Source organism: Amycolatopsis sp. cmx-4-61, assembly GCF_046548775.1.
GTDB lineage: Bacteria > Actinomycetota > Actinomycetes > Mycobacteriales > Pseudonocardiaceae > Amycolatopsis.
In genome coordinates, this window is record NZ_JAEBEI010000004.1 from 106078 (window position 1) to 132134 (window position 26057).

The window sequence follows — 26057 nt, forward strand, 5'->3', positions numbered from 1 at the left end:
GCTCGGCACGCCGACTCTACGCGCTCGGCCGCCGCCGGTGGATCACGTTCTACTCTGGCGAGTATGACCGCCCGCGGCGCAGGGGAAACGTCCTTGCCACCGATGGCCGAATGCGGGGTGATCGGCGGTGGCGTGATCGGTGTCAGCTGCGCGTTCCGGCTCGCCGAAGCCGGCGTCGGCGTGCTGTTGCTCGAGCGCGGCGAGCTGGGCGGCGGCTCGACGGCGAAGGCCGCGGGCGGCATCCGGTCGTCGTTCACCAGTCCCGTGAACGTCGAACTCGGCCTGCGCGGCCTGGCCGCGTACAGCGCTTTCTCGCGCGACTTCGGCGTCGAGATCGACTTCCGGCGCGACGGCTACCTCTACCTCGTCACCGACCCCGCCGACGTGCCCGCGTTCGAGCGCTGCGCCGAGCTCCAGCGCGCGCACGGCGTCCGCAGCCACCTGCTCGACCCGGCCGAGGCGAAGCGGGTGCTCCCGCTGGTGGCCACCGACGATGTGGTGGCCGCGCTCTGGTCGCCGGAGGACGCCAAGGCGACACCGGACGCCGTCGTCCAGGGTTACGCGAAAGCGGCCCGCGCACACGGGGCGCAGGTGCGGACCGGGGTCGAGGTCACCGGGATCGAGCGGGACGGCGACACGCTGACCGGCGTCGCCACGACGGCCGGGTTCGTCCGGACCGGCGCGGTGGTGTGCGCGGCCGGTGCGTGGTCGGGCCGGGTCGGCGAGCTGGCCGGGCTGGACCTGCCCGTGCGCCCGTTCCGGCGGCAGGTCGTGTTCACCGGGCCGGTGCCCGGGCTGCCGGAAGCGGTTCCGCTGACCATCGAGATGCCGTCGGCCTTCTACTTCCACCGCGAGGGACCCGGTTTGGCGATGTCGTTTTCCGGAGACGACACAGACGACGGCGTCCCCAGTTTCGACACCCGGTACGAGCCGGGTGCGTGGCTGCCCCGGCTGGCCGAGCTCGCCGGCCGCCGGATCCCCGCGGTCCTCGACGCCGGCCTCCGGACGGCCTGGGCCGGGCTGTACGAAACGACGCCGGACCGCAACCAGATCATCGGGGAAAGCGTCCTGCTGTCGCGGTTCTTCTACGCGACCGGCTTCTCGGGCCACGGCTTCCAGATGGGACCCGCCACCGGAGAGCTGGTCCGGGACCTCTACCTGCGGCGACGGCCGGCGGTGGACATCGCCGAGCTCGACGTCCGCCGGTTCGCCGCGGGTGCGCCCCGCACCGAGCACAACATCGTCTAGGGGTCGATTGCCAGATCGTTGAACGATCTGGCAGTATCCGGGCCGTGGCTGTGAGTGGTGCTCGGGAGCTGGTGGACGCGCTGGAAGCGCTCGGAACGGAGATCGTCTTCGGCCTCCCGGGGGTGCACAACCTGCCGTTGTGGGAGGCGCTCGGCGAGACCGGGATCAAGCTCGTCGGGGTCCGCCACGAACAGACCGCCGGGTACGCCGCCGACGGCTACGCCCGCGCCACCGGCAAGCTCGGCGTCGCGCTGGTCACCACCGGCCCGGGGGCGGCGAACACGCTCGGCGCGGTCGGCGAGGCCATGGCGTCCGCGGCCCCGGTGCTGGTCATCGCCACCGACATCCCCTCGACGCTGCGGCGGCCCGGCGTCGTCCGCGGGGTGCTGCACGAGACGTCCGACCAGCAGGCGATGTTCGCGCCGGTGACCAAGGGCGGCTTCACCGTGCGGGCCGCCGACCAGATCGGCACCACCGTCCACCGCGCCGCCCGGCTCGCGCAGCTGCCGCAGAGCGGCCCGGTCTACCTCGGCGTGCCCACCGACTACCTGCGCGAACAGGTGCCGCACCGCCGTCCGCCCGCGCCGCACCGCAAGCCGGACGTCGACGTCCCCGACCTCGCGCGGGCCGAGGCGATGCTGTCCGACGCGCGGCACCCGCTGATCTGGGCCGGCGGCGGCGCACTGCGCTCGGGCGCGGGCGAGGCGATCGGCGCCCTCGCCGAGAAGCTCGCCGCGCCGGTGCTCACCACGTTCGCCGCCCGCGGGCTGCTGCCGCTCGATCACCCGTGCCTGGCGCCGAACCCGGTGCACACGCCCGAGGTCGGCGAGCTGTGGGACGAAGCCGACGTCGTGCTCGCCATCGGCACCGACTTCGACGGCCTGATGACGCAGAACTGGCGGATGCCCAAGCCGCCCAAGCTGATCGCGGTCAACGTCGACGCCGACGACGCCGCCAAGAACTACGTCCCCGACCTGACGCTGGTCGGGGACGCGCGTTCGATCGTCGAACGGCTGCTGCCGAAGCAGCGGCCCGGGCTCGATGACATCACGCTGCGGCTGGCCGGCATCGGCCGGCGCGTGCGCCAGCGCATCCGGGACGAGGAACCGCAGGCCTACGACTTCCTGTCCACTTTGGACGAGGTGCTGCCGACGGACGCGGTGCTGGTCTCCGACATGTGCGTCGCCGGCTACTGGGTCGGCGGCTTCCACCGGGTGCGGGCGCCGCGCAAGCTCGCCTACCCGATGGGCTGGGGCACCCTCGGCTACGGCTTCCCGGCGTCGCTGGGGGCGGCCGCGGCCGGCACCGGGCGCGCCATCTGCATCACCGGCGACGGCGGGTTCCTCTACGGCTGCGGTGATCTGGCCACGCTCGCTCAGGAGCAGCTGCCGGTCACCGTCGTCCTGGTCGACGACGGGGGGTACGGGATGCTGCGGTACGACCAGGACCGCGCAGGGCTGCCCCACCGCGGGGTCGACTGGGACAGCCCGGACTTCGTCGGCCTCGCCCGGTCGTTCGGGGTGCACGCCGACCGCGTTTCCGGATTCGGACGGGCGTTCCGGCGGCTGCTCGGCGAGTTCGTCGAGTCGGACGAGCCGAACGTCCTGGTCGTCAAGGCCAAGCTGAAGCCGCCGCTGAACACCTCGCCGCGGTGGTACCGGACGTGAGGATCGGCGTCGACATCGGCGGCACGTTCACCGACCTCTGCGTGGTGGACGCGACCGGCATCGCCGCTGTCGGCAAGGTCCTGACCACGCACGACGAACCGGCCCGGGCGGTCGAAGCGGGACTGGCCGCGCTGCTCGCCGAAGCCGGGATCGCCGCCGCGGACGTCGAGCAGGTCGTGCACGGGACGACCCTGGTGACGAACGCCCTGATCGAGCGGAAGGGCTCCCGGACCGCGCTGCTGGCCACCGCGGGCTTCCGCGACGTCCTGGAACTGCGGCGTGAGCACCGGTACGAACTCTACGACCTCGGCTTGGCACTGCCCGCGCCGCTCGTCCCGCGGCACCTGCGGTTCGACGTCCCGGAGCGGATCCTCGCCGACGGTTCCGTCCACACCGGACTTGACGAAGCGTTCGTCGCGCGGCTCGGCCGGGAGCTGGCCGCGCGCGGGATCGAGGCCGTCGCCGTCTGCTTCCTGCACTCCTTCACCAACCCCGCGCACGAGCGGCGCGCCGCAGCGGTCCTCGCCGAGGTCGCGCCCGGGCTGCGGGTCGCGTTGTCCTCCGACGTCGTGCCGGAGATCCGCGAGTTTGAGCGCACGTCGACCACGGTCGCCAACGTCTACGTCCAGGACCGCACCGAGCGGTACCTGCGCGACCTCGAACAGCGGCTGCACCGGCTGGGCGTCACCCGGGCCCCGCACATCATGCTGTCCAACGGCGGAGTGGCCACTGTGGACACGGCGGCCCGGCACCCGATCCGGATCCTCGAGTCCGGCCCGGCGGGCGGGGCGCTGGCGGCCGCGGCGATCGGACCGGCCGACCTGCTGGCCTTCGACATGGGCGGCACGACGGCGAAGCTGTGCCTGATCGCGGGCGGTGCGCCGCTCGTGACGCACCAGTTCGAAGTGGACCGCAAGTACCGGCTGCGGCCCGGGTCCGGGCTGCCGGTACAGGTGCCGGTCACCGACATGATCGAGATCGGCGTCGGCGGCGGCTCGATCGCCCGCCTCGACCCGCTCGGCCTGCTGACCGTCGGGCCCGATTCCGCCGGGTCCGAACCCGGCCCGGTCTGCTACGGCCGCGGCGGCACCGAGCCGACGGTCACCGACGCCGACCTCGTCCTCGGCTACCTCGACCCGGGCTACTTCCTCGGCGGCGAAATGCGCTTGGCCGCCGACGCCGCGAAAGCCGCGATCGCCGAAAAGATCGCCGAGCCGCTGGGCGTGAGCGTCGAAGAGGCCGCGTGGGGCATTCACACCAGCGTCAACGAAGACATGGCGAACGCGGCCCGCGTGCACGCCGTCGAGCGCGGGCACGACCCGGCGAAGCTGCCGATGTACACCTTCGGCGGAGCCGGTCCGGTGCACGGCGTCGGCGTCGCGCGGGCGCTCGGGGCGCCGTCGGTCGTCGCGCCGCCCGCCGCCGGGGTGCTGAGCGCGGCCGGGTTCCTGACCGCGCCGCTGGCGTTCGACTTCGTGCGGTCGGCGCGCGCGGCCGTCCACGACCTGGCCTGGGAGCAGGTCGACGCGCTGTTCGCCGAGATGGAGGCCGAAGGTGCGGCGCTGCTGGCGAAGTCGGGGATCGCCGACGTGACGCACCGGCGCATCGCCGAGATGCGCTACGCCGGGCAGGGCTACGAGATCCGCGTCCCGGTCCACGGCGGCGCCTGGCCCGGCACCCTCATCGACGAGTTCACCCGCACCTACCGGGCGCTCTACCGGCGCACCGGGCCCGAGGTCGGCGTCGAGGTGCTGAACTGGCGGGTCGTCTCCAGTGGGCCGAAACCCGAGGTCACCCTGCGGCTGAAACCGACTTCCTCCGGAGAGCCGCGGAAGGGCAGCAGGCGGGCCTACTTCCTGTCGACTGGGGGATTTGTCGACACGGCGGTCTTCGATCGGTACCGGCTCGCGCCCGGTGTCCGGGTGGACGGACCGGCCATCGTGGAGGAACGCGAGTCCACTGTGGTCGTCCCGCCCGGTGCGCACTGCGTCGTCCGCGACGATGCCGCGCTGGAGGTGACGGTGTGACCGTCGACCCGATCCTGGCCGGGCTGGTCGGCAACCGGCTGCACTCGATCCTCGCCGAGCAGCAGAACGCGCTGGTCAACACGGCGTTCTCCGCCGTCGTGCGCGAATCGCTCGACCTGGCCTGCGCGGTGTTCGACTCGCGCGGCGAGATGATCGGCCAGTCCGTCGGCGGCACGCCCGGGCACATCAACGCGATGGCGACCGGCATGCACCACTTCGTCGCGGCCTACCCGCCGGCGGCCCTCGAACCCGGCGACGTGCTGCTCACCAACGACCCGTGGCAGACGGCCGGCCAGATCAACGACGTCACCGTGGCCACCCCGGTGTTCCGCGGCGGCCGGCTGGTCGCGTGGTTCGCCTCCTGCTGCCACGCGCCGGACATCGGCGGGCGGCTCGTGTCGGCCGAAGCCCACGAGGTGTTCGAGGAAGGCCTGCGGCTGCCCATCCTGAAGTTCCTGCGCGCGGGCGAGGTCAACGCCGACGTCGAACGGCTGATCCGGGCCAACGTGCGGACGCCGGAAGAGACCATCGGCGACCTGTACGCCCAGGTCACCGGCAACGAGGTCGGCGCGGCGAGCCTGCTGCGGCTGCTGGACGAGCTGGGTCTCGACAGCCTCGACGAGGTTGCGGCCGAGATCATGGACCGCTCGGAACGGGCGGTGCGCGCCGCGCTGCGCGCGCTGCCCGACGGCACGTACACCAACGAGATGGTCACCGACGGGTTCGACGACGAAGAAATCGTCCTGCGCGTCACGGCCACTGTGGACGGTGACGGGATCCACCTCGACTTTGCCGGATCCTCGCCGCAGAGCCGTCGCGGGATCAACGTCGTCCTGAACTACACGCGGGCGTATGCGTCGTTCGCCGTCAAGGCGGCGATCTCGCCGGAGGTGCCGCACAACGCCGGGTCGTTCCGGCCGGTGCACGTCACCGCGCCCGAAGGCTCGGTGCTGAACTGCCTGCCGCCGGCGCCGGTCGCGTCCCGGCACCTGATCGGGCACTTCCTGCCGTCGCTGCTGATCGGCGCGCTGCCCGGCGCGGCGATCGCGCCGAGCGCGGACGCGCTGTGGATGACCATCTGGCGCGGTCCCGGGTTCATGCTGAACGTCTTCCAGACCGGTGGCATGGGCGCGCGCCCGGACCAGGACGGCCTGTCCGCCACCGGGTTCCCGAGCGGCCTGCGCTCGACGCCGACCGAGGTCATCGAGACCATGGCCCCGCTGGTCCAGCACACGCGCGAGCTGCGCGTGGACTCCGGCGGGGCGGGCCGGTTCCGCGGCGGACTCGGACAGGTGACCACGATGGGTGCACTCGGCGTGACTTCCTGGTCCGTCAACGGGAACGTCGACCGGGTGCGCGCCGCCGCGTCCGGGGTGGCGGGTGGCCGGGCGGGCGCGGCCGGCCGCTTCGGCCTCCGCGGCGGGGCGGACCTGCCGGCGAAGAGCCGGGTGACGCTCGCCGCGGAGTCCGTCGTGGACGTCACGCTGCCGGGCGGCGGCGGGTACGGGCCGCCGGTCGAGCGGCCGGTGGCGGCGGTGCTCGCCGACGTCGTCGAGGGTTACGTCTCGGCGGCCGCGGCGCGCGAGGTGTACGGCGTCGAGGTGCGATACCTCGGGCCGCCGGACGCGCTCGTCCGGCTGCCGGCGGACTACGTGGTGGACGAAGAGCAGACAGCACGACGGAGAGCGGGGCAGTGAGCATGGGTCGGTTGGCCGGCAAGGTTGCGGTGGTCTTCGGCGGCGCGCGGGGCATCGGCCTCGCCACCGTGAAGGAGTTCCTCGCCGAGGGTGCGACGGTCTTCGCCTCCGACATCCGCGAGCCCGCGGAAGCACTCGACGGCTACCGTCACGCCATAGTGGACGCGACCGACGAGGACGCCGTGGCGGCGTTCGTCGACGGCGTGATCGCCGAGGCCGGCCGCATCGACGTGCTGTTCAACAACGTCGGTGTCCACCTCGGCAAGTCCCTCGTGGACACGACGCTGGCGGACTTCGACCACATCTTCGCGCTCAACGTGCGGGCCGCCTTCCTCGGTACCCGGGCGGTGCTGCCGCACATGCTCGCGCAAAAGGCGGGCAGCATCATCACGACGTCGTCCAACGGCGGCGTGATGGGCCGTCCCGGCGACCCGGTGTACAACGCCACCAAGCACGCGCTGGTCGGCCTGACGAAGTCCATCGCGGTCGCCCACGCGCACCAGGGCATCCGGGCCAACACGGTGAACCCCGGCGCGATCGACACCGACATGCTGCGCAGCACGCTGAACTCGCCGGAGGAGTTCGAGACCAAGCAGCACCAGCTGGTCGCGAGCACGCCCGCGGCGCGCGTCGGCGAGGCCTGGGAAGTCGCGAAGGCCGTGGTGTTCCTGGCGAGCGACGAGTCCCGGTTCGTCAACGGCGTCGTGCTGCCGATCGACGGCGCCAAGGCCGCGGGCGCGATGCCGGGCAACCGGTACAGCCTCGACTTCGAACTCGGCGTCAGGTAGTGCCGTGACCGTCGATGCCTCGGGACTGGAGGGCGCTCGGCACCTGCTCGAGCGCAGCGGCACGGCCGAGCGGGTCGCGGCGATCCTGCGCCAGTACATCACCGACGGCGTCTTCGCCCCCGGTGAACGGCTGTCCGAGCCGGTGATCAGCGCGGCGCTCGGCGTTTCGCGCAACACGCTGCGCGAGTCGTTCCAGCTGCTCGCCCACGAGCGGCTGGCCGTGCACGAGCTGAACCGCGGCGTGTTCGTGCGCGAGCTGACGACCGACGACATCGAGGACCTCTACGTCGTCCGCCGCGCCACCGAATGCGGTGCCCTGCGGCGCGCGGCCGAACTGTCCACAGTGGATCTGTCCCTGGTGGAGCAGGCGCTTCGGGACGGCCGGACGGCGGCGCGGGCCGAGGACTGGCCGTCGGTCGGCACCGCCAGCATCCACTTCCACCAGGCCCTCGCGGACCTCGCCGGCAGCGAGCGCCTGTCCGCGACGATGCGCCAGGTGCTCGCCGAGACGCGGCTGTTCTTCGTGCTCAACGAGAACACGCGCTCGTTCTACGAGCCGTTCCTCGACTGCCACGAGCGGATCCTGCGCGATCTGCGCCTCGGCCGGTTCGACGCCGCGGAAGCGGCGCTGGACCGCTACCTGCGCGACGCCGAGGCCCGGCTGCTCGAGCTCAGCACACCGGCGTCGGACACCGGGAACACGACGCTGAACGAGTAGGGCCGGCGGACCGTGACGGCGTGGTACCGCCCGTCGGGGCCGGCCGCCCAGCCGGTCCAGGCGATCGTGCGGACGACGGAACAGGTGCGGTAGCCGGTGGTCGCCGTGGCCGCCGGTGCCGAAGCGAGCAGCGCGGCGGCCACGACGGCGGTGGTCGTCGCGCGTCGGGGGAACACGGCTCCCACTCAACCGCGGGACGACCCCGGACCGGAAAGGATTCGAGCCGGTTCGAATCCGCCGTTCCGGCTGTTACCGTCGGTGGGTGTTCACGCTGCGGGTCGACGCGGAGACGGTGGCCAGGACGCGCTTCTCGCCGTCGCTCGCGGCGGAGTCCCTGGCCTGGCTGAGGCTCGCGGCCGAGTCGGCGCGGCACCCGGTGTTCGGCGATCCCGGCCCGCTCGCCCGCGGAGCGCTCACGCACCCCGATGTCGCCCTGCTGCTGGACCTGCTGCCGCAGACCGGCGAGGTCTACACCCCCGACCTGCTCACCCCGCAGCCCGGCACGGCGACCCGGCCCGGTGACCTGCTCGACGAGCAGCTGGCGCGGATCGAGGCGACCCCGCAGGACGACGTCGAGGAGCAGGTGCTGGCGCACACGCAGGTCCACTGGCGGCGTCCGCTGCCGGTCAGCGCGCGCCGGGTCGTGGAGTCGGGCGCGCTGCCCCGGCGCCTGGCGAACGGGCTCGCCCGGTTCTGGCGGGACGCGCTGGGCGAGGACTGGAGGGCGCTGCAGTCGGTCGTCGAGGGGGACATCACCCACCGCGCGCGGACCATCGCCGCGCGCGGCGTCGGCGCGGCGCTCGGCGAGCTCCACCCGACCATCGGCTGGGCGGGCGACGCGATCACGGTCGTGAAACCGTTCGACGGCGAAGCCGACATCTCCGGCCGGGAGCTGGTGCTGGCCCCCGGTGTGCTCAGCTGGCCCGTCATCAGCATCCAGATCGACGTGCCCGGCCAGGTCGTCCTCTCCTACCCGGCCCACGGGGTCGGCACGGGCGCCGGCCGCCCGCCGGGCCGGCTCGCGCCGGTCGTCGGCGCGGCCCGTGCGGCGCTCCTGGCCGATCTCGAGACGCCGCGGTCGACCGCGGAACTGGCCGCCCGGACCGGGTACAGCGCGGGCACCGTCTCCTATCACCTGGGCGCCCTGCACCGCGCGGGCCTCCTCGGCAAGGTCCGGGACGGGCGGTACGTGCTCTACCAGCGGACCGCCCGGGCCGTCGCGCTCCTCGAGTCCGGGTAGAAAGGGACCGAACGCCGAGCCCGACGAGGAGCCGCTGATGCCCCCTGCTGTCCGCCCGCTCGACGGGATCAAGGTCGTCGACCTCTCGCGGATCCTGGCCGGCCCGTACTGCACCCAGTACCTCGGCGAAATGGGCGCCGACGTGGTGAAGGTCGAGCCGCCGGGGCACGGCGACGACACCCGCGGCTGGGGGCCGCCGTTCGTCGGGGACGAGGCCGTCTACTACCTGGCGGCGAACCGCAACAAGCGCGGGATCGTGCTCGACCTCAAGAGCGACCGCGGCCGGGAAGCTCTCCGGCGGCTGGTCGCCGGCGCCGACGTGCTCGTCGAGAACTTCCGCCCGGGCACGCTCGAGAAGTGGGGCATCGGGTACGCGGAACTGTCTTCGCTGAACCCGCGGCTGATCCACGTGTCGATCACCGGGTTCGGGCAGACCGGCCCGTACCGCGACCGCGCGGGGTACGACCTAGTGGCGCAGGCCCTCGGCGGCATCATGTCGCTGACCGGCGAGCCCGGCGGCGCGCCGGCGAAGGTCGGGTTGCCGGTGGCGGACCTGAACGCGGGGACGTGGGCGATCATCGGCGTCCTGATGGCGTTGCAGGCCCGGCACACGACCGGTCGCGGCCAGTACCTCGACGTGTCCCTTTTGGACAGCCAGCTGGCCTGGCACGTGTACGCCGCCGGCACGCACTTCTACGACACGCCGCGGCCGCGCCGGATGGGCTCGGCGCACCCGAGCATCGTCCCGTATCAGGGCTACCACGTCGCCGACGGCTGGCTGATCATCGCCGTCGGCAGCGAAAAGCTCTGGCACGCGTTCTGCGGGGTGCTCGGCCTGGACATCGCCGCCGACCCGCGGTTCTCCTCCAACGCTGCGCGCTCGGCCCACCGCGAGCAGCTGAACGCGCTGCTGGAACCGGTGCTCCTGACGCGCACGGCGGCGCAGTGGATGACGGCGTTCGACGCGGCGGGCATCCCGGCGGCCCCGGTCAACGAGATCGACGACGTCTACGCGGACCCGTGGGCGGAGGCGCGTGACCAGGTGGTGCGGCTGCCGCACCCGACGGTGGGGACGTACGTGGGCACGGGCTTCCCGGTGAAGGCGTCGGACACCCCGGCGCGGCCGACGTCCGCCCCGCCGACACTGGGCCAGCACACCGCCGAGGTGCTGGCCGAGCTGGGGTACTCGCCGGCGGAGATCGCGGAGTTCCTGGACCGGCCGGCCAGTCCGGAGCCGTGAACTGTGCGCGGTGGAGTGTTCGCGTTCGCCGCTTCGCCCTGGTAGGGATGAGGGCAGGAGTGAGGAGGACCGATGTCAGCACAGCACGCCCTGTGGCACCCGTTCGCCGACATGGGCGCGGTCGACGGCGACCGGATGGTCATCACCCGAGGCGAGGGCTCGTACGTCTGGGACGACGCGGGCCGCAGGTACTTCGACGCGACGGCGTCGCTCTGGTACGCGAACTTTGGCCACGGCCGCCCGGAGATCACCGAAGCGGTCTCCCGCCAGCTGGGGGAGCTCGACTCGTGGAACCTGTTCGGCTACAACGCGAACCGGCCGGCGATCGAGCTGGCGGACCGCGTCGCGGCGCTGGCGCCGGAGCCGGGGTCGAAGGTGTTCTTCGGCTCGGGCGGCGGCGACGTCATCGACACGGCGGTGAAGCTGGCGCGGGCGTACTTCGCGCAGACCGGGCGCCCGGAGAAGGTCCACGTGATCGGCCGCGCCCAGGGCTACCACGGAACGCACGGCTTCGGCACCGCGGTGGGCGGGATCCCGGCGAACGCGGCCGGCGTCGGCCCGCAGCCTCCGGATTTTTCGCACGTGGCCTATGACGACGCAGCAGCGTTGGAGGCGGAAATCCAGCGCGTGGGCGCGTCCCGCGTCGCGGCGTTCTTCTGCGAACCGGTGATCGGCGCGGGCGGGGTGCTGCTGCCGCCGGAGGGGTACCTCGAGGAGGTGGCGGCGATCTGCCGCCGGCACGAGGTGCTGTTCGTGGCCGACTGCGTGATCGCGGCGTGGGGCCGGCTGGGCACGTGGTTCGGCATCGATCGCTGGCCGGTGCAGCCGGACCTGATCACGACGGCGAAGGGCATCACGGGCGGCACGATCCCGCTGGGTGCGCTGGTGGTGGCCCCCCGGGTGGCCGAGCCGTTCTGGACGGGCGAGCCGGGAGCCCCGGTCTTCCGCCACGGCCCGACGTACGCGGGCCACCCGGTGGCGTGCGCGGCCGGCTTGGCGACGCTGGACATCTACGAGCGCGACGGCTTGATCCCCCGGGGCCGCGAGCTGGAGAAACCCCTGGCGGACGCGGTGTCCTCGGTCAGCGGGCACGCGTTGGTGAAGGAGGTCCGGGCCGGTCTCGGCTTCCTCGCGGCGGTGGAGCTGACGGCCGAGGTCGTGGACGCGGACCCGGGCGCCCCGGTGAAGCTGCAGCGAGCGTGCCGCGACGAAGGCGTGATCGTCCGCAACCTGGGCCGGGGAGTGGCGGTTTCGCCGCCGTTGGTGGCGGCCGAGCCGGAGCTGGACCTGCTGGCGGCGGCCCTCCCGAAGGCCTTGGACCGCTTGGCGAAGCAGGTGTGAGTGAGGAGTGGCTCTTTCCTGTCCTCCGACGGCAGGAAAGAGCCACTCACGACATCGGCTCCGGGCGAGCTCAGGAAACGCAGAACTCGTTCCCCTCCGGATCCGCCATCGTCACCCAGCTGTGCGGCCCCTGCCGCCCCCGCCACAGGTACGTCGCCCCGCGCGCCTTCAGCTTCTCCAGCGTCGGCTCGACGTTCTCCGCGCCGACCCACACATCGAGGTGCAGCCGGTTCTTCACCGTCTTCGCCTCCGGGACCTCCTGGAACAGGATCCGCCGCGGCGGCCCCTCCGGTGGCGAGTCCGGGTGCCGGATCCCCGCTCCCGCTTTCCACACCAGCGAACCCCGGTACGTCCGCGTTTCCGACTCCGTCGCGTACCCCTTCGCGATCATCTCGCGGACGAAGCCCTCGTCCGTCGGTTCCACGGACCAGCCGAGCGTCTCGGCCCACCAGTCGGCGAGCACGTGCGGGTCGGCCGAATCCACCACTACCTGGAAGTCATGCGCCATACCGGCACATTAACGACCGAGTCCGACATTTTCCGGAGCATCGGGTCCTCGGGCACGACCGTGAAACGCCACTTGTCCACGCCGCCGCCCATGATCTCGGCGTACCGGCGGGCGCCGTCGGCGTTGGCGAACCGCACCTGCTGGCCGTTCGTCAGATGGGTGATCTTGACCGCCACAACAACCTCCCGAAGTCTGTGGGCCGGCCCGCGGAGCTTCCCCCTCCGGGACCGGCAGGCACAGTAGAACACATGTTCGACCACCCGCGCCACTCTCTCCCCCGACCAGGGGAGTCATTGAAGAAACCGCAGGTCAGAGTGGTCGGATCAGTGCCACGCGCGGCCAGGCGTCGAGGCCGCGGGCAGCCTCCGCGTGGCGGATCGAGCGCAGGCCGGGCCCCATTTCCGCCTCCGGGACGACCCGGAACCCGAGCCGCTCGTAGTACGGCGCGTTCCACGGCACCGCCGCGAACGTCGTCAGCGTCAGCGCGGTCAGCCCCCGCGGCCGGGCCCACTCGGCCAGCGTCTCGATCAGCGCGCGGCCGATCCCGCGCCGGGCGTGTAACGGCCGGACCGAAACCTGCTCGACGTGCGCGCAGCCGTCGACGATCATGGCGACGAGGTACGCCACCGGCCGGTCGGCGGCGTCGACGCTCACCCACGCGCGGCCGGCGGACTGGTACACCGCGAGCTCGGCCACCGAGCCGGGGTCGTCGTCGGCGATCGCGGTCATGCCGACGTCGCGGAACAGCGCACCGGCCTCGCGCTCGACGTCGATGAGCGCGGGCAGGTCGTCGGGGAGCGCGAGCCGGATCACCCGCGCAGTTCTACGCGCCCGCGCGGACTTCTCACAGCGAATAAGACGAGATCGCCCGCTGGATGCGGATCGCGTACCCCTGCAAGGTCGTGATCGCCGCGTGCCGGGCCTCCTCGGTGATCCGGGCGGCCGGGCCGGCCAGGCTCAGCACCGTGGGCCGCCGCCCGATCGTCTGCACCGGCACCGAACAGGCCCAGACGCCTTCGTCGAGTTCGCCGGAGCTGATCGCGTACCGGTTCTCCAGTGCCCGCTTGAGTTCGTCGCGCGCCGCCGTCCCGCGCTGCTCGACGATCGACGCCCACCGCCGGTCGCGCTCGATCTCCGGCAGCAGCGCGAGCAGCATCTTGCCGGAGGCGCCGACGCCGAGTGGCAGCGAGTGCCCCGGTTCGAACGTGAACCGCATCGCGCGGTCGCACTCGACGCGGTCGGCGCACACGGCGGAGTCGCCGAACTGCTGGAACAGCATCACCGTCTCGCCGAGCTCCCGCGCGGCTTCCTCCATCGCCGGCCGCGCCAGCCGCACCATGTCGTTCGCCAGCTGCGCGGCCCGCGCCAGCGGCATGACCTGGCTCGTCAGGTGGTAGTGCCCGGCCCGGCCCTCCTCGAGCAGCTGGAGCTCCTTGAGCAGGGCCACGTAGCGGTAGGTCGTCGCCACCGGGGTGCCGATGGTCGCGGCCAGCTCGGCGACGCTCGCCTCCCACCGGCTCTCCGAAAAGGCCAGCAGCAGCTGGAGGACCTTCCGGGAACTGCTGGCCCCGGGGGTGCGCCGGGGGGAAGTGGAGGCGGAACCGTCGACGGTACTGACGGCAGGCGTCATCGTGACCTCTCGGTGAGATAAAAACGGCCTTCGCTATCACACGGGGTGAATAAATTAGCACGTAGTGTGAAAGGAAGGCCAGCAATGGCCCGGGAAAAGGGCCATCGCCGGCGCACCGGGGTCACATCGTGAGAAATTCGCCCGGTTTCGTCACCACGGGTGACTCGAGGTAGAGTCCGCGGTATTCTTCCTGGGTCCCGGAGTTGTGCACCTGCAGCGCCAGCGGGCCGACCCGGCCGGCCGTCTTGTCGGATCAGCGCGGTCGGTTTGTGGTTGCCCTTGACTGCCGGACATTGAATATCCACCGAAACGTGCCGACCTGCTGTTTGTTGTAGTACAACGGCACCGCACGCGGTGCCGTTGCCGTGGATGACGCCGTTTCCGCCGACCACAGGCCGGTTTTCGACGACGTCCACGCGGTCAGGTCCGAGCCGTCGAACATCGAAACCGGATTCGGGTCGCCGTAGGGGTTTGCCGCCGCGGAAGCCGCGATGATCCCCGCGGCGAGCACACCGAAGAGCCTGCGCACCATCATGCCGTCCTCCCGTGCACGCGGATCGAGGGTTCGGACGGCGGATTTTCGCGTCAGGAGCGGCGTGGGCCGAGCGTCAGCCGCGGTCCCGGTCACCGGTGAGGAACGGCGTCAGCAGGCCCGGCAGCGCCCGGTCGGCGAGCGCGAGCCCGTCGGTCTCGCCGACGTCGAGCACCCGGTACTTCCCCTTGCCCGCGGCGACCGGCGCGATCAGCGTGACCAGCCCGGCCCGGCGCTGGAAGCAGGAGCGCTCGACGACGATCCCGGTCATCCCGTCACAGCGGACCGCCGCGGTGCCGCGGTCGAGCGAACCCGACCGCGTCACGAGGTAGCGGCCGGTCAGCGCGTGGCCGAGGCCGCGGTAGCGGTCCCAGCCGACGAGCGCGGCGAACGGCACCAGCACGAGCGCGACCTGCCACGGCCAGTCCGGCAGCGCTCCGAGCCACGCCAGGCCGTAGAGCGCCGCGGCGAGCAGCAGCACGCTGAGGACGGCCCGCGAAAGCCGCCGGTGCAGCGCCCGGCGCGGGTGCCGCGTCAACGGTGTCGCGACCGGGTCCTCGCCGAGCACCTCGGCGACGACTTCGTGCGCGCGTGCCAGCGGCGCCGGCGGCAGCAGCAGGCTGCCGCCCTTGTCCGCGCTCTTGCCCTCCCGGAGGCCGGCCGCGATGGCGACGCAGCGGGCGCCGCCGGCCAGCCGCAGCGGCAGCGGCTCGCGGATTTCGGCGCCGCGCAGGCGGTCCTCCTCGATCGACACCGACCGCGTGGTGATCAGCCCGCGCCGGACGTGCAGCGTGCCGGCCGGCTCGCGGGTGAGCCGGAAGTTCCAGAACGACAGCACGTACCCGCCCACCGACAGCAGCGAGACGAGCACCAGCAGCCCGACGGCCGCCACCACCAGGCTCAGCCACACGGGGGTGTCGGCGAAGTGCCCGACGACCGCCTGGACCAGCGAGAACTGGATCGGGTCGAAGTGCAGTTCGTGCGCGAAGTGGTAGACGGTGCCGACGACCGCGCCGACCACGGCCAGCCCCGACAGCGTGAACGGCGCGTACCGCAGCCAGCGTTTGTCGACCGCGGCGATCAGCTGATCCGGCGGCGCGGCGGCGGTCGCCGTGGCGCCGGCCTCGGTCTTGCGGTGCAGCAGCAGCGTCCGCAGCCGCTGGGCCTCGGCGATGGTGACGGCGTCGAGGACGAGCTCGTCCTTGCCGGGTCCCTTGCCGTGCGAGTGGCGTCCGGTGCCGATCCGCGCCGCGGCCAGCGAGAACAGCCGGTGCTTCGGCTCGGAGGTGACGTCGACCGTGCGGATCCGGTCGCGCGGGACGGCCCGGTGCTTGCGCTGCAGCAGCCCGGTGCGCCACTCGACCTGCGACTCCGTGATCCGGTAGCGCGAGGTCAGCACGTGCGAGACGCCGGTGAACACGGCGATCGCGGTGAAGACGAGGCCGATCCACTGCCACGGCTCGCCGTGCCCGAACAGCAGGGCGCCCAGCAGCACCGGCAGCGACTTCACCAGGTCCAGCACCGGCCGGATGAGCAGCATGCGCCGGTCGAGGTGGTGCCACGGCGCGTCCGGCGTGCCTTCGGCGGGCGGGGTCACGACGGCTTCCGCGGTTCCGGCCGCCTCCGTGGGGGAGAGCGCGTCGGCGGCGCTCATGTCGCGTCCCCGCGCACGGCCCGGGTGGTCTTCGTCAGCTCGTCGGCCAGCGCGAGCGCGCGGTCGTGCGCCAGGCCCGCGATGCGCAGCGGGCCCGCCGCGGACGCCGTCGTCACGGTGATCTTCGCCAGCCCGAAGAGCTGCTCGAACGGGTCGCGCTCGATGTCGACGGTCTGGATCCGCGACACCGGCGCGATCCGCCACTCCTGCTTCAGCCAGCCGGCCTGCGTGTAAACGGCCTCGTCGGTGACCTCCCAGCGGTGCACGCGGTAGCGCCACTGCGGCATCACGATCAGGTGCAGCGGGCCGAGCACGCCGGAGAGCACCAGCGTCACGGTGAGGAACGCCGGCGCGTCGTCGCTGGTCACCACGATGAGCGTCTGCACGCCGATCAGGACGATCCACAGGATCGAGGCGGTCACCGTCCAGTAGCCGATGGCCCGGCGGCTGACCCGGTGCGCCGGCGGCCGCAGGCCGAGCGCCGTGTTCGTGCTGTGTTCGCTCACGCCTCAAGCGTGCCCGATCGGTGACTTGTGCGCCCACGACACTTGTCACGGTGGCGATCCGAACCGGCGTCGATCGCGTGGCGTTACGATCGGCGACACCGTCGGCGGAATGGAATCCCTCCCGGGGTGTGTTGTGCTTGACGGATTGGTATAGCGGAGAGCAGGAGGATCCGGTGGGATTCGATCCCGACGACCTGTACGAGGTGGACTCGGACGTCCCCGACCTGACCGGCGCGGTGCTGCTGCACCACTTCGAAGGGTTCATGGACGCCGGCTCGGCGGGCCGTCTGCTGGCCGAGCACCTGCTGGGCGGCGAGCACCGGGTGATCGCCCGCTTCGACGTCGACCGGCTCATCGACTACCGCTCGCGGCGCCCGGCGATGACCTACGCGGTCGACCACTGGGAGGACTACGACGCGCCCGAGCTGGTGGTGCACCTGCTGCACGACACCGACGGCCTGCCGTTCCTGCTGCTGACCGGCCCGGAGCCGGACCACGACTGGGAGCGGTTCTGCGCGGCGGTCCGGAACCTCGTCGAGCGCTGGGGCGTGCGGCTGACCGCCGGGTTCCACGGCATCCCGATGGGCGCACCCCACACGCGCCCGCTCGGCGTCACCGCGCACGCCACCCGCAAGGACCTGATCGGCGACAACCAGCCGCTGCCGAACCGGCTGCAGGTGCCGGGCAGCCTCGCCGCGCTGCTGGAGTTCCGGCTCGGCGAATGGGGCCACGACGCCATGGGCTTCGCCGCGCACGTGCCGCACTACCTGGCGCAGTCGACGTACCCGGCGGCGTCGCTGATCGTGCTGGACTCGCTGAGCCGGGCGACCGGCCTGAGCCTGCCCGAGGGCGAGCTGCGTGCGGCCGCCGACCTCGCCGACGCGGAGATCAACCGCCAGGTGGCGGAGTCCGACGAGATCGCCGACGTCGTCCGCGCCCTGGAGCGCCAGTACGACACGTTCGTCGAGGCGTCCGACCGCGGCAGCCTCCTCGCGGAGTCGGTCGAGCACATGCCGACCGCGGAGGAGCTGGGCTCGCAGTTCGAGCGGTTCCTGGCCGAGCAGAACGGCGGCGACGGACCCGAGCGCTGATGGCGCGCTACGACGAGATCGGCGTCGGCTACGCGCGCGGGCGGCGGACCGACCCGCGCTGGCTCGCCCCGGTGGTCTCCGCGCTGGGCTCGGCGGTTTCGGTGCTGGACGTCGGTTCGGGCACGGGGTCGTACGAGCCACCCGGGCGGGAAGTCGTCGCGGTCGAGCCGTCGGCGGAGATGATCCGGCAACGCGCCGGCGAGGCCGCACCGGTGGTGCAGGCGATCGCGGAGGCGCTGCCGTTCGGGACGGCGGCGTTCGAGGCGGCGCTGGCGGTGCTGACGGTGCACCACTGGGCCGACTGGCGCCGGGGGCTGGCCGAGCTGCGCCGGGTCGCCGCCCGGCAGGTCGTCCTGGCGTACAACACCGCGCTGCACAACGAGTTCTGGCTGGTGCGGGAGTACGTGCCGGAGGTCGCTTCGCTCGAGCGTTCGCGCCCTTCGGCCCCGGAGATCGCGGAGTTCCTCGGCGCGGTCTCGGTGCTGCCGTTGCCGGTGCCGTGGGACTTCACCGACGGCGTCTTCCCGGCGTACTGGCGCCGGCCGCACGCGTACCTCGACCCGGCGGTCCGCCAGTCGTGTTCGGCGCTGGCCCAGACCGCCCCGGCGGCGGTCGCCCGGGGCGTGGCCCGGCTGCAGGCGGACCTGGACTCCGGCCGCTGGCGGGAGGAGCACGCGGAGCTGCTGGAGCTGCCGGAGTGGGACGCGGGCTTCCGGCTGATCGTGGCCTGAGGCTCACCACTCGCTGCGCGCGAGCCGGCCGACGCCCTCGACGGTGTGCCGGAAGCCGGCCTCGCCCAGGACGGCGAGCAACCGGGCGTTGAACTCCTCGACCACCGGCGCGACCCGGGCCAGTGCTTCCTCACCCGCCCTGGTCAGCCGCAGGACGACGGCCCGGTGCTCCCGCGGGTGCGGCCCCTTGTCGACCAAACCGGCCTCGACGAGCCGGGCGACCATCGCGGTCACCGCGGATTCCCGCTGGCCGAGGCGCTCGGCGAGCTCCCGCTGGGTCGAGCCGCCTTCCCCGACGGCGAAGAGGGCACCCAGCTGAGCGCTGGTGATGCCGGCCGCGGCGAGGCAACGGCGATCGGCGGCCACGCGCAAGCGGTGGGCGGCCTGCTGGAGCAGGAAGAACAGACGTTGATCGGGTTCGGCCACGCGCCGATCTTGACAGCCGGCGCGTTGGCGCGCCATTCTCACTTCGCTAGTGAAGTGAGGGGTCATGCTCGATTTCGCAGCAGCGCGCGAAGGCTTGGCGAGTCAGCCGTTCAGCCGGCTGTTGGGCGCCCGCCTGACCGAGTTCGGCGACGGGGCGGCCACGCTCGAACTGGACATCCGCGAAGAACTCCAGCAGCAGAACGGCTACCTCCACGGCGGCGTGCTCGCGTACGCGGCCGACAACGCGCTGACGTTCGCGGCGGGCACGATCCTCGGCCCGGCCCTGCTCACGGCCGGCTTCACGATCGATTACCTGCGCCCGGCGGTGGGCGAGGTCCTGCGCGCCCACGCGGTCGTCGTGCAGGCCGGGCGGTCGCGGGCCACCTGCCGGTGCGAGGTGTACACAGTGGACGGAGGGGGCGAGCCGGTGTTGTGCGCCGCCGCGCAGGGGAGTGCGCGCCGCAGGAGCTGAATGCGCCGGCCGGGGGTGGCGGAGCACTGCCGAGCCCGGCGGTCGCCACCCCTAACCGTGGCAACCTTCCTCGTTCAGCGGCCCGAACGAAGGCAGCACCAGCCCGCACAGGTATCCGTCGAGCCACCGGCCCGTCCCCGGGATGTTCGTCCCCAGCCGCACGAACGGCGCGAACCCCCGGATTCCCGCGGCCAGCGCGTCCTGGTTGCGCTGGAGCATCGACGTCAGCCGGTCGAGCTGGGTGAGCAGCGGGCCGGCCCGCGACTCGCCGATCAGCCCGGACAGCTCCGTCGCCAGCCGCCGCGAGCCGTCGAGCAGGGTGCTGATCGCCGTCTCGCGGTTGCGCACCTCCGCGAGCAGCTCGTTCCCGTCCTCCAGGAGGCGGCGCACCGCCGCGTCGCGGTCGACGAGCGTCTGCGACACCGCCCGCGTGTTCCCCAGCAACGCAGCGAGCTGGCTGTCGCGTGACGCCAGCGAATCCGACAGCCGGGAAAGCCCGGTCAGTGCGGCGCGGACGCTCTGCGGCGTGTGCGCCAACGTCGCCGACAGCGTGTCGAAGCTCTTCGCCAGCCGTGCCGTGTCGATCCTGTCCACTGTGGACGAGAGTGTGCCGAACGCCGTGAGGATGTCGTACGGCACCGTGGTGCGGGTACGCGGGATCGGCCGGCCCGGGTCGAGCGGGTCCTCGCCCTGCGGGTCGAGGGCGAGGTACTTCTGGCCGAGCACGGTCTTCAGCCGGATCGCCGCGCTCGTCGCGTCGCCCAGCCACGCACCCTTGGTCCGGAACGAAACCAGCACGTGGTCGCCGCGGAGCCGGACGTCCGACACGCGGCCGACTTCGACACCGGCGATGCGGACGTCGTTGCCCGGGCCCAGCCCGGCCGCTTCGGCGAACTCCGCCGAGTACGTCGTCCCGTCGCCGATCACCGGCAGTGACCGCGCGTCGAGTGCCGTCACCACCCCCAGGGCCAGCACGGTCAACCCGGTGAGCGCCGTCCGTACCGGGGCTTCGGCGGCCCGACGTGCTGACATGGCCTCAAGAGTGACCCACCTCACGCCCGCTCGCCAGCCGGGTCGCTCGATGAGCGGAATCGAGGGCCGGGTACTCACGGTATTCGAGGGCGTTGGCCGCCCGGTCGGTCATCCAGGTGAAGATGCCGCCGAACAACCGCGTGCTCAGCATCCGGTAGCCGCGGTTGCGGCTGCGGATCTTCGCCGCCGTGCGCGGCGCCAGGAAGTTGCCGGCGCCCTTGCCGTTCTTCTGCCCGACCGTGGCCGGCTTGCGGAGCCGCTGCTCGTACTTCGCGAACGCCGTCACGTGGTCGCCGCCGGCCGCCGCGAGTTCCCCGGCCAGCACCTGGGCACCCATCATCGCCAGCCCGGTGCCGGACCCGCCCGGCCCGGCGCACCACGCGGCGTCGCCGAGCAGCACGACCCGGCCCTTCGACCAGCGCTCGAGGTGGATCTGGCTGATCGAATCGACGTACAGGTCGTCGGCCGCGGGCAGCGCTTCGAGCAGCTTCGGCGTCTCCCAGCCGGTGCCCGCGAACAGCTGCGCGACCAGGACGCGCTGGTCGTCGGGGGTACGGCGGTGGAATTCGACGTCGTCGGCCGCGAAAACCAGGCTGACGTGCAGCCGGTCCGGCAGCCGGTGGCTGCCCACGCTCACGCCGCGGCCGGGCTCGTTGTACATCACGCTCGTGTGGTCGAGGCCGAGGTGGTTGGGCGCGGTGAACCCGGCGATGCCGAAACCCAGGTCCTTCCGCAGATCCGGCTCGGGCCCGAAAGCGGCGGCCCGCACCCCGGAGTGCACGCCGTCGGCCCCGACGACCAGGTCGAACTTCCGCGGGGCGCCGTGGCGGAAGGTGACTTCGACGCCGTCCGCCGTCTCGGTGAGGCCCGTGACGCGGTCGCCGAAGACGTATTCGGTGTGGCGCGCGGTGTGCTCGTACAGGATTCGTGCGAGGTCGCCGCGCAGGATCTCGACCTCACCGCTCCAGGCGGCGCCGGGCACGGTGAACGCGGGACGGCCGTCGAGACCGATCACGGTCTGGTCGCCCATCGCCGTCTCGTGCCGGCGGATCTCGTCGAGCACCCCCATCGCGGCCAGCAGCTTCACCTGCTCGCCGCGGAAGTCGACGGCCTGGCCGCCGGGCCGCAGGGTGGGCGCGGACTCGACGACGGTCACGCGGTAGCCGCCGCGGTGCAGCCAGTGGGCGGCGGACGGGCCGGCGATGCCCGCCCCGGATACGAGCACGGTCTTGCTGGTCATCGGAAGGTTCCTCTCGGGTCGGTCGGTGCCGACGCCGAGATTGCGGGCCGCCGCTGACCGTCCGCGCACGGTCCGCTGACGGCTCGGCCAGTGCGGCGCGGTCGCCGTCGCTAACATGGCCCGGGTGGACCGCGCCGCCGACGGCCGGATCCAGGAGGACGGCGAGGGCGTCGTCGAAGCACGCATCCTGGATGCCGCTGCACACCTGATCGCCGAAGAGGGCTTCGGCCGGTTGAAGATCGGCGGCGTCTGCGCCCGCTCCGGCTACGCGCGGTCGGTCGTCTTCCAGCACTTCGGCGACAAGGACGGGCTGGGACAACGGCTCGTCGAGCACGCCGTCGAGGCGTTCACCGACGTCTACAGCGAGGCCGTCGCGGCCCGCACCGGGTCGGCGAACGCGACGCCGATGGACATGCTGCGCGCACTGCTGGACATCATCTTCGAGCTGATCCGCACGATGCCGACGCTCAACCAGGCGTTCCTGGTCCTCTGGGGCGACGCGGCGGCGGAGTACTCGGCCCTGCGCGGCGCGCTGACGGAGGCCGACCGCCGGTTCCGGTTCGCCATCGCGCAGACCGTGGCCAGCGGGGTCGCGGACGGGTCCATCACCGGTGTCCGCGACCCCGATTCCTACGCTTCGGCGCTGCTGGCCCAGCTCCGCGGCATTTCGATGCAGGCGCTCATCGACCCCGACGGCGTCGACCTGCCGGGACTGCGCGCGGAGCTGGAGCGCAGCGTCGACCGGTTGTCCTCGAGCTTCCGCGGCACGCTCTAAAGCGCGTACACGATGGCCCGCAGCACGATCACGCCGACGAACACGAGCGTGAAGGCCAGATCGAGCGAGAGCCCGCCGATCCGCACCGGCCGCACGACCCGCCGCACCGGCCCGATCACCGGTTCGGTGGCGGCGTACGCCAGCCCACGGGCGCGGCGCGCCCACGGCGGGGTGTCCGCCACCACCGCGACCCAGTCCAGCACCATCCGCGCGACCAGCACGAGCAGGTACAGGCTCAGCGCGAACCCGAGCAGCGTTCCGAGTGCACCCATGGCCCCTCCGTTCTTCCCACCCCGAGAACGCACGGGGTGGGCGGGAAGTGCCGGTTGTGTTCGGTTCACCGGATTTCGACGGGATCGGGTGATGGCGGTCACCGCCGGTGGCGATCAGCCGAAGGTCACCACGAGCCGGCCGTCGGAGGCGAAGGACCACTTCATCGTGCCGGCGTAGGCCGAACAGCGGGACCCGTTCTTGCCGGTCCAGAACTGGTCCGAGCTGTCGACGCTGCCCACGGTCTTGTCGTTCGAACCGCCACTGGTGAAGCGGCACGAAGTGTCGTTGCGGAACACGGAAGTCCCCGTGTCGAAGGAGAAGTTGCGTTCGGCGTTGTCGATGCCGACGTTGTCGGAAACGGTGATCGTGCCGGGGTTGCTGTTGTAGGTGAACCCGTGGTGGCCGTTGCGGTAGGCGATGTCGCGCCGGACGATGTGGTTGACCGCGATCTTGTCGCCGCCGAGCTTGTAGCCGTTGCGGTCGCCGTTCTTGTTGACGGTGCCGTTGCTGAGGGTGCCGTTGGCGTAGGCGAGGGAGTCCTCGATGGTCACCGGGCCGATCGGACCGGTGTCGGTCTTGGTGTAGAGGTCCCAGCCGTCGTCGATGTTGTTGTGGGAGACGTCGTAGCGGAAGACGTTGCCGGGGCCGGCGGTGAGCTTCGCGGCGAACCCGTCGGCGTCCTCGCCGTCGGAGTCGGCGTTGTCGTGTGATTCGGAGCTGACGACCAGGTTGTTCGACGGCCACTGGTCCTTCGGCGTGCTCGACGCGATGCGGGAGATCTGCAGCCCGGAATCGCGGTTGAAGCGGGTCACCACGCGCTCGATGACGTTGTTGCTGCCGCCGACGAAGATCCCGTTGTCCCCGGCGCGTTCGACGACGATGCCGGCCACGCGCCAGTAGGAGCCGTTGACGGCGAGCCCGCGGTTGGCCGGATCTTCTTTCATGGCCGAGAAGTTGAGCACGGGCGTCTCACCGGGGTAGGCGGACAGCGTCTTGCGCGCACTCGAGGTGCCGCTGTTGCCGGGCGCGATGGTGACGGTCTGGGAGTAGGAATAGGTGCCGCCGCGCAGCGAAATGGTGCCACCATCGGTGATCCGGCTGAGCGCCGAGGGCAGGGTGGTCGGGTCCGCCTGCGTACCGGCGGCGGAGTCTTTGCCGTTGGGGGCAACGTACAGGGTGCTGGCCGCCGCGGCCGCGGCCGGTGCGAGCGCAGCGATCGTGGCGAACGCGGCGCTTGCTGCAAGCGCTTTCTTGATGCTTCCGTGCGAACTCATGCGCGCCTCCTTGCGAGCAGGAACATGCCGGACACCGGATCCGGGAGCGCTCCCAGCGGGAGCGGGTCTCCGGTGAGGCGACGGTAGCACCGGGTCCCGGCGGCCCGAGTGGGCCAAGCGGGTCGTCCGTACTGAAAACGCTTTCAGAGCCGTAGTGTGAGCGCCCCTTCAGGTCCCGGCGGGTTCCGGCCAAGCCAGGTCGGCGCCGAGCGCCGCGGTGCAGCAGGCTCATCCGGGCGGCACTGAGCCGTCCGGAAGAACCGGGCGGGCGACGCGGGCCGCGTCCCGGGGATCGGAAGTCCGGGATGGGTTCGTCGAGGTGTCAGGGCGTGACGACGAGGTCTCACGCGCTGTCGGTCACGGGTCGCCTCTTTTTGGCGGCAGGGGACGAGCAAATCCGACAGCCTGCCAAGCCATCGGCCAGGAGCGCCACGGCTTTTCGCGGCAGGCGACCCGCCGCGGTGGGCGCGCATCGGTTGCGTAACACGAGCCGGTCGGACGTCGGCTGCCCGGCCTGGATCCGGCCGCGGACACGAATCGGCCCCTACCGCGTTCTCGCGAGTAGGGGCCGGGGTTGCGCGTTCGAACAGAGTGCCCTCGGCAGGATTCGAACCTGCGACACCTGCCTCCGGAGGGCAGTGCTCTATCCCCTGAGCTACGAGGGCCCATCGCTGGGCGACTCCGAAAGCTTAGCGCATGCCTCGCACCCCGCCTCCCGCAGGTCGGCCGACCGACGTTCTCCCTGGTCAACGCCGATAAGTTGATCGATTCGATCCGTCCTCGCTAGCGTGGGAGCCCCACCTGAAGGAGCCGAGATGGCCGAGCCGTTCCAGGTAGCTCTCGACGAGGGCGAGGTCGCCGATCTGCGGGAGCGGCTGCGGCGGACCCGGTGGCCCGAGGCCGAGACCGTCGATGACTGGTCGCAGGGGGTTCCGCTCGCCTACGTGCGCGAACTCTGCCGGGACTGGGGCGAGGACTACGACTTCGGGTTCGCCCGCCGGCTCAACGCCTTCCCGCAGTTCCGGGCCACCGTCGGCGGGGTGGGCCTGCACTTCCTGCACGTCCGGTCGCCCGAGGCCGACGCGCTGCCGCTCGTGCTCACCCACGGGTGGCCCGGTTCCGTGCTCGAGTTCCTCCGCGTGCTCGGGCCGCTCACCGATCCCGCGAAGCACGGGGGCGATCCCGCCGACGCCTTCCACGTCGTCGCGCCGTCGCTGCCCGGGTTCGGGTGGAGCGACAAGCCCGCGCTGAAGATCCGGCGGGTGGCCGAACTCTGGGACGGGCTCATGACGTCGCTCGGCTACGACCGCTACGGCGCGCAGGGCGGCGACTGGGGTGCCGCCGTCACGAACGCGCTCGCGGGGTCCGGGCACGTCGCCGGCGTGCACGTCAACTTCGCGCCCGTGCGGATGGACACCGCCGATCCGACGCCGGAGGAGCGCCAGGCCCTTGCCGACCTCGAAGAGTTCCGGCGGACCGGGAGCGGGTACTCCGCCCAGCAGGGCACGCGCCCGCAGACGCTCGGCTACGGCCTCACCGACTCACCCGCCGGCCAGGCCGCCTGGATCGCCGAGAAGTTCTGGGCCTGGACCGACCACGAGGGCAACCTCGAGGACGCCGTCGACCGGCAGCGCGTCCTGGACGCGATCTCCGTGTACTGGTTCACCGCGACGGCGGCCTCGTCCGCGCGGATGTACTGGGAGAACAACGACCGCGATCTGTCTACTGTGGACGTACCCGCCGGGGTCTCGGTGTTCCCCAAGGAGATCGTGCGGCCGTCGCGGCGGCAGGCGGAGCAGCGTTACACCGATCTGCGCTGGTTCGAGGAGCTGCCCGTCGGCGGCCACTTCGCCGCGATGGAGCAGCCTGAGCTGTTCGTCGAGCAGGTGCGCGGGTTCTTCCGGCTCGTGCGCTAGGCGAGCCGGCCGCTCGGGGTCCCGGGCGCCG

At 72.2% G+C, this 26057-nt stretch carries 27 protein-coding genes and 1 tRNA gene; 14 read left to right on the forward strand and 14 right to left on the reverse strand.

All coding sequences use genetic code 11. The annotated features are described in order from the left end of the window. The first annotated feature begins 63 nt into the window (after positions 1-63). Genes ACLJOU_RS15220 through ACLJOU_RS15245 form a run of 6 tightly spaced genes read left to right on the forward strand, consistent with a single transcriptional unit; the run spans position 64 to position 8145 of the window. Positions 64-1248 (forward strand): NAD(P)/FAD-dependent oxidoreductase, encoded by a 1185-nt coding sequence (locus ACLJOU_RS15220; RefSeq protein WP_410567749.1) that lies wholly within the window; start codon positions 64-66, stop codon positions 1246-1248. Between the two features lie 44 nt (positions 1249-1292). Next, entirely contained in the window at positions 1293-2915 is a 1623-nt protein-coding gene (locus tag ACLJOU_RS15225; protein WP_410567751.1) for a thiamine pyrophosphate-binding protein, read from the forward strand. Next, on the forward strand, positions 2912-4942 hold the full coding sequence (locus ACLJOU_RS15230) for a hydantoinase/oxoprolinase family protein (RefSeq protein ID WP_410567753.1): 2031 nt from the start codon (positions 2912-2914) through the stop codon (positions 4940-4942). The genes ACLJOU_RS15225 and ACLJOU_RS15230 overlap by 4 nt, the downstream gene beginning before the upstream one ends. Continuing rightward, a complete protein-coding gene (locus ACLJOU_RS15235) occupies positions 4939-6639 on the forward strand; it encodes a hydantoinase B/oxoprolinase family protein (protein ID WP_410567755.1) in 1701 nt (566 codons plus the stop codon). The genes ACLJOU_RS15230 and ACLJOU_RS15235 overlap by 4 nt, the downstream gene beginning before the upstream one ends. A 2-nt stretch (positions 6640-6641) precedes the next feature. Further along, positions 6642-7427, forward strand: coding sequence for an SDR family NAD(P)-dependent oxidoreductase (locus ACLJOU_RS15240; RefSeq protein WP_410567757.1), 786 nt, complete (start codon positions 6642-6644; stop codon positions 7425-7427). Positions 7428-7431: 4 nt separating this feature from the next. After that, positions 7432-8145, forward strand: a complete 714-nt coding sequence (locus tag ACLJOU_RS15245) for a GntR family transcriptional regulator (RefSeq protein ID WP_410567759.1) — start codon at positions 7432-7434, stop codon at positions 8143-8145. Here ACLJOU_RS15245 and ACLJOU_RS15250 read toward each other — a convergent pair. After that, on the reverse strand, positions 8064-8321 hold the full coding sequence (locus ACLJOU_RS15250) for a hypothetical protein (protein WP_410567761.1): 258 nt from the start codon (positions 8319-8321) through the stop codon (positions 8064-8066). The two genes, ACLJOU_RS15245 and ACLJOU_RS15250, sit on opposite strands and share 82 nt — an antisense overlap. Positions 8322-8407: 86 nt before the next feature. Here ACLJOU_RS15250 and ACLJOU_RS15255 point away from each other — a divergent pair, with 86 nt between their 5' ends. The 3 genes from ACLJOU_RS15255 (at position 8408) to ACLJOU_RS15265 (ending at position 11966) form a co-directional block, all read left to right on the forward strand. Continuing rightward, positions 8408-9385 (forward strand): DUF5937 family protein, encoded by a 978-nt coding sequence (locus ACLJOU_RS15255; RefSeq protein ID WP_410567763.1) that lies wholly within the window; start codon positions 8408-8410, stop codon positions 9383-9385. 37 nt (positions 9386-9422) lie between these two features. Continuing rightward, positions 9423-10625 (forward strand): CaiB/BaiF CoA transferase family protein, encoded by a 1203-nt coding sequence (locus ACLJOU_RS15260; RefSeq protein ID WP_410567765.1) that lies wholly within the window; start codon positions 9423-9425, stop codon positions 10623-10625. 72 nt (positions 10626-10697) lie between these two features. Next, on the forward strand, positions 10698-11966 hold the full coding sequence (locus ACLJOU_RS15265; protein ID WP_410567767.1) for an aspartate aminotransferase family protein: 1269 nt from the start codon (positions 10698-10700) through the stop codon (positions 11964-11966). 70 nt (positions 11967-12036) lie between these two features. Here the strand turns inward: ACLJOU_RS15265 and ACLJOU_RS15270 are convergent, their stop codons facing one another. The 7 genes from ACLJOU_RS15270 to ACLJOU_RS15300 form a co-directional block, all read right to left on the reverse strand. Further along, positions 12037-12453, reverse strand: a complete 417-nt coding sequence (locus tag ACLJOU_RS15270; RefSeq protein ID WP_410568338.1) for a VOC family protein — start codon at positions 12451-12453, stop codon at positions 12037-12039. Further along, entirely contained in the window at positions 12453-12650 is a 198-nt protein-coding gene (locus ACLJOU_RS15275; RefSeq protein WP_004561810.1) for a hypothetical protein, read from the reverse strand. The genes ACLJOU_RS15270 and ACLJOU_RS15275 overlap by 1 nt, the downstream gene beginning before the upstream one ends. Positions 12651-12783: 133 nt before the next feature. Beyond that, positions 12784-13287: a GNAT family N-acetyltransferase gene (locus tag ACLJOU_RS15280; RefSeq protein WP_410567769.1), complete on the reverse strand. Its 504-nt coding sequence runs from the start codon at positions 13285-13287 to the stop codon at positions 12784-12786. 31 nt (positions 13288-13318) lie between these two features. Beyond that, complete coding sequence (locus ACLJOU_RS15285) at positions 13319-14104, reverse strand: IclR family transcriptional regulator (RefSeq protein WP_410567771.1); 786 nt, start codon at positions 14102-14104, stop codon at positions 13319-13321. A 253-nt stretch (positions 14105-14357) separates the two neighbouring features. After that, complete coding sequence (locus ACLJOU_RS15290; RefSeq protein ID WP_410567773.1) at positions 14358-14639, reverse strand: hypothetical protein; 282 nt, start codon at positions 14637-14639, stop codon at positions 14358-14360. Between the two features lie 73 nt (positions 14640-14712). Next, positions 14713-16290: a PH domain-containing protein gene (locus ACLJOU_RS15295; RefSeq protein ID WP_410567775.1), complete on the reverse strand. Its 1578-nt coding sequence runs from the start codon at positions 16288-16290 to the stop codon at positions 14713-14715. Beyond that, the gene (locus tag ACLJOU_RS15300; RefSeq protein ID WP_410567777.1) at positions 16287-16796 is read right to left on the reverse strand and encodes a PH domain-containing protein; all 510 of its coding nucleotides are present in this window, start codon (positions 16794-16796) and stop codon (positions 16287-16289) included. Before ACLJOU_RS15300 ends, ACLJOU_RS15295 begins: the two co-directional genes overlap by 4 nt. A 173-nt stretch (positions 16797-16969) precedes the next feature. On the opposite strand from ACLJOU_RS15300, the gene ACLJOU_RS15305 reads away from it, so the two are divergent. Together ACLJOU_RS15305 and ACLJOU_RS15310 are read left to right on the forward strand one after the other, a co-directional pair. Next, the gene (locus ACLJOU_RS15305) at positions 16970-17887 is read left to right on the forward strand and encodes a proteasome assembly chaperone family protein (protein ID WP_410567779.1); all 918 of its coding nucleotides are present in this window, start codon (positions 16970-16972) and stop codon (positions 17885-17887) included. Beyond that, positions 17887-18618, forward strand: a complete 732-nt coding sequence (locus ACLJOU_RS15310; RefSeq protein WP_410567781.1) for a class I SAM-dependent methyltransferase — start codon at positions 17887-17889, stop codon at positions 18616-18618. Before ACLJOU_RS15305 ends, ACLJOU_RS15310 begins: the two co-directional genes overlap by 1 nt. A 3-nt stretch (positions 18619-18621) precedes the next feature. Here ACLJOU_RS15310 and ACLJOU_RS15315 read toward each other — a convergent pair whose 3' ends face one another. Beyond that, a complete protein-coding gene (locus ACLJOU_RS15315) occupies positions 18622-19044 on the reverse strand; it encodes a MarR family winged helix-turn-helix transcriptional regulator (RefSeq protein WP_410567783.1) in 423 nt (140 codons plus the stop codon). Positions 19045-19108: 64 nt separating this feature from the next. Between ACLJOU_RS15315 and ACLJOU_RS15320 the strand changes: the two genes are divergently transcribed. Next, on the forward strand, positions 19109-19516 hold the full coding sequence (locus ACLJOU_RS15320) for a PaaI family thioesterase (protein ID WP_410567784.1): 408 nt from the start codon (positions 19109-19111) through the stop codon (positions 19514-19516). Between the two features lie 51 nt (positions 19517-19567). On the opposite strand, the gene ACLJOU_RS15325 is transcribed toward ACLJOU_RS15320, so the two are convergent. Beyond that, positions 19568-20548 (reverse strand): MCE family protein, encoded by a 981-nt coding sequence (locus tag ACLJOU_RS15325; protein WP_410567786.1) that lies wholly within the window; start codon positions 20546-20548, stop codon positions 19568-19570. Between the two features lie 4 nt (positions 20549-20552). Then, positions 20553-21788 carry an FAD-dependent monooxygenase gene (locus ACLJOU_RS15330; protein ID WP_410567787.1) on the reverse strand — a complete coding sequence of 412 codons (1236 nt, stop codon included), beginning with the start codon at positions 21786-21788 and terminating at the stop codon, positions 20553-20555. A 115-nt stretch (positions 21789-21903) separates the two neighbouring features. On the opposite strand from ACLJOU_RS15330, the gene ACLJOU_RS15335 reads away from it, so the two are divergent. Beyond that, on the forward strand, positions 21904-22563 hold the full coding sequence (locus ACLJOU_RS15335) for a TetR/AcrR family transcriptional regulator (RefSeq protein WP_410567789.1): 660 nt from the start codon (positions 21904-21906) through the stop codon (positions 22561-22563). Here ACLJOU_RS15335 and ACLJOU_RS15340 read toward each other — a convergent pair. The 3 genes from ACLJOU_RS15340 to ACLJOU_RS15350 form a co-directional block, all read right to left on the reverse strand. Next, on the reverse strand, positions 22560-22835 hold the full coding sequence (locus tag ACLJOU_RS15340; RefSeq protein ID WP_410567791.1) for a YggT family protein: 276 nt from the start codon (positions 22833-22835) through the stop codon (positions 22560-22562). The two genes, ACLJOU_RS15335 and ACLJOU_RS15340, sit on opposite strands and share 4 nt — an antisense overlap. 114 nt (positions 22836-22949) lie before the next feature. Then, positions 22950-24110 (reverse strand): right-handed parallel beta-helix repeat-containing protein, encoded by a 1161-nt coding sequence (locus tag ACLJOU_RS15345; RefSeq protein WP_410567793.1) that lies wholly within the window; start codon positions 24108-24110, stop codon positions 22950-22952. Positions 24111-24702: 592 nt separating this feature from the next. Then, positions 24703-24775: transfer RNA gene (locus ACLJOU_RS15350), tRNA-Arg, on the reverse strand. A gap of 150 nt (positions 24776-24925) precedes the next feature. Between ACLJOU_RS15350 and ACLJOU_RS15355 the strand changes: the two genes are divergently transcribed. After that, positions 24926-26026 (forward strand): epoxide hydrolase family protein, encoded by a 1101-nt coding sequence (locus ACLJOU_RS15355; RefSeq protein ID WP_410567795.1) that lies wholly within the window; start codon positions 24926-24928, stop codon positions 26024-26026. The last annotated feature ends 31 nt before the right edge of the window (positions 26027-26057 follow it).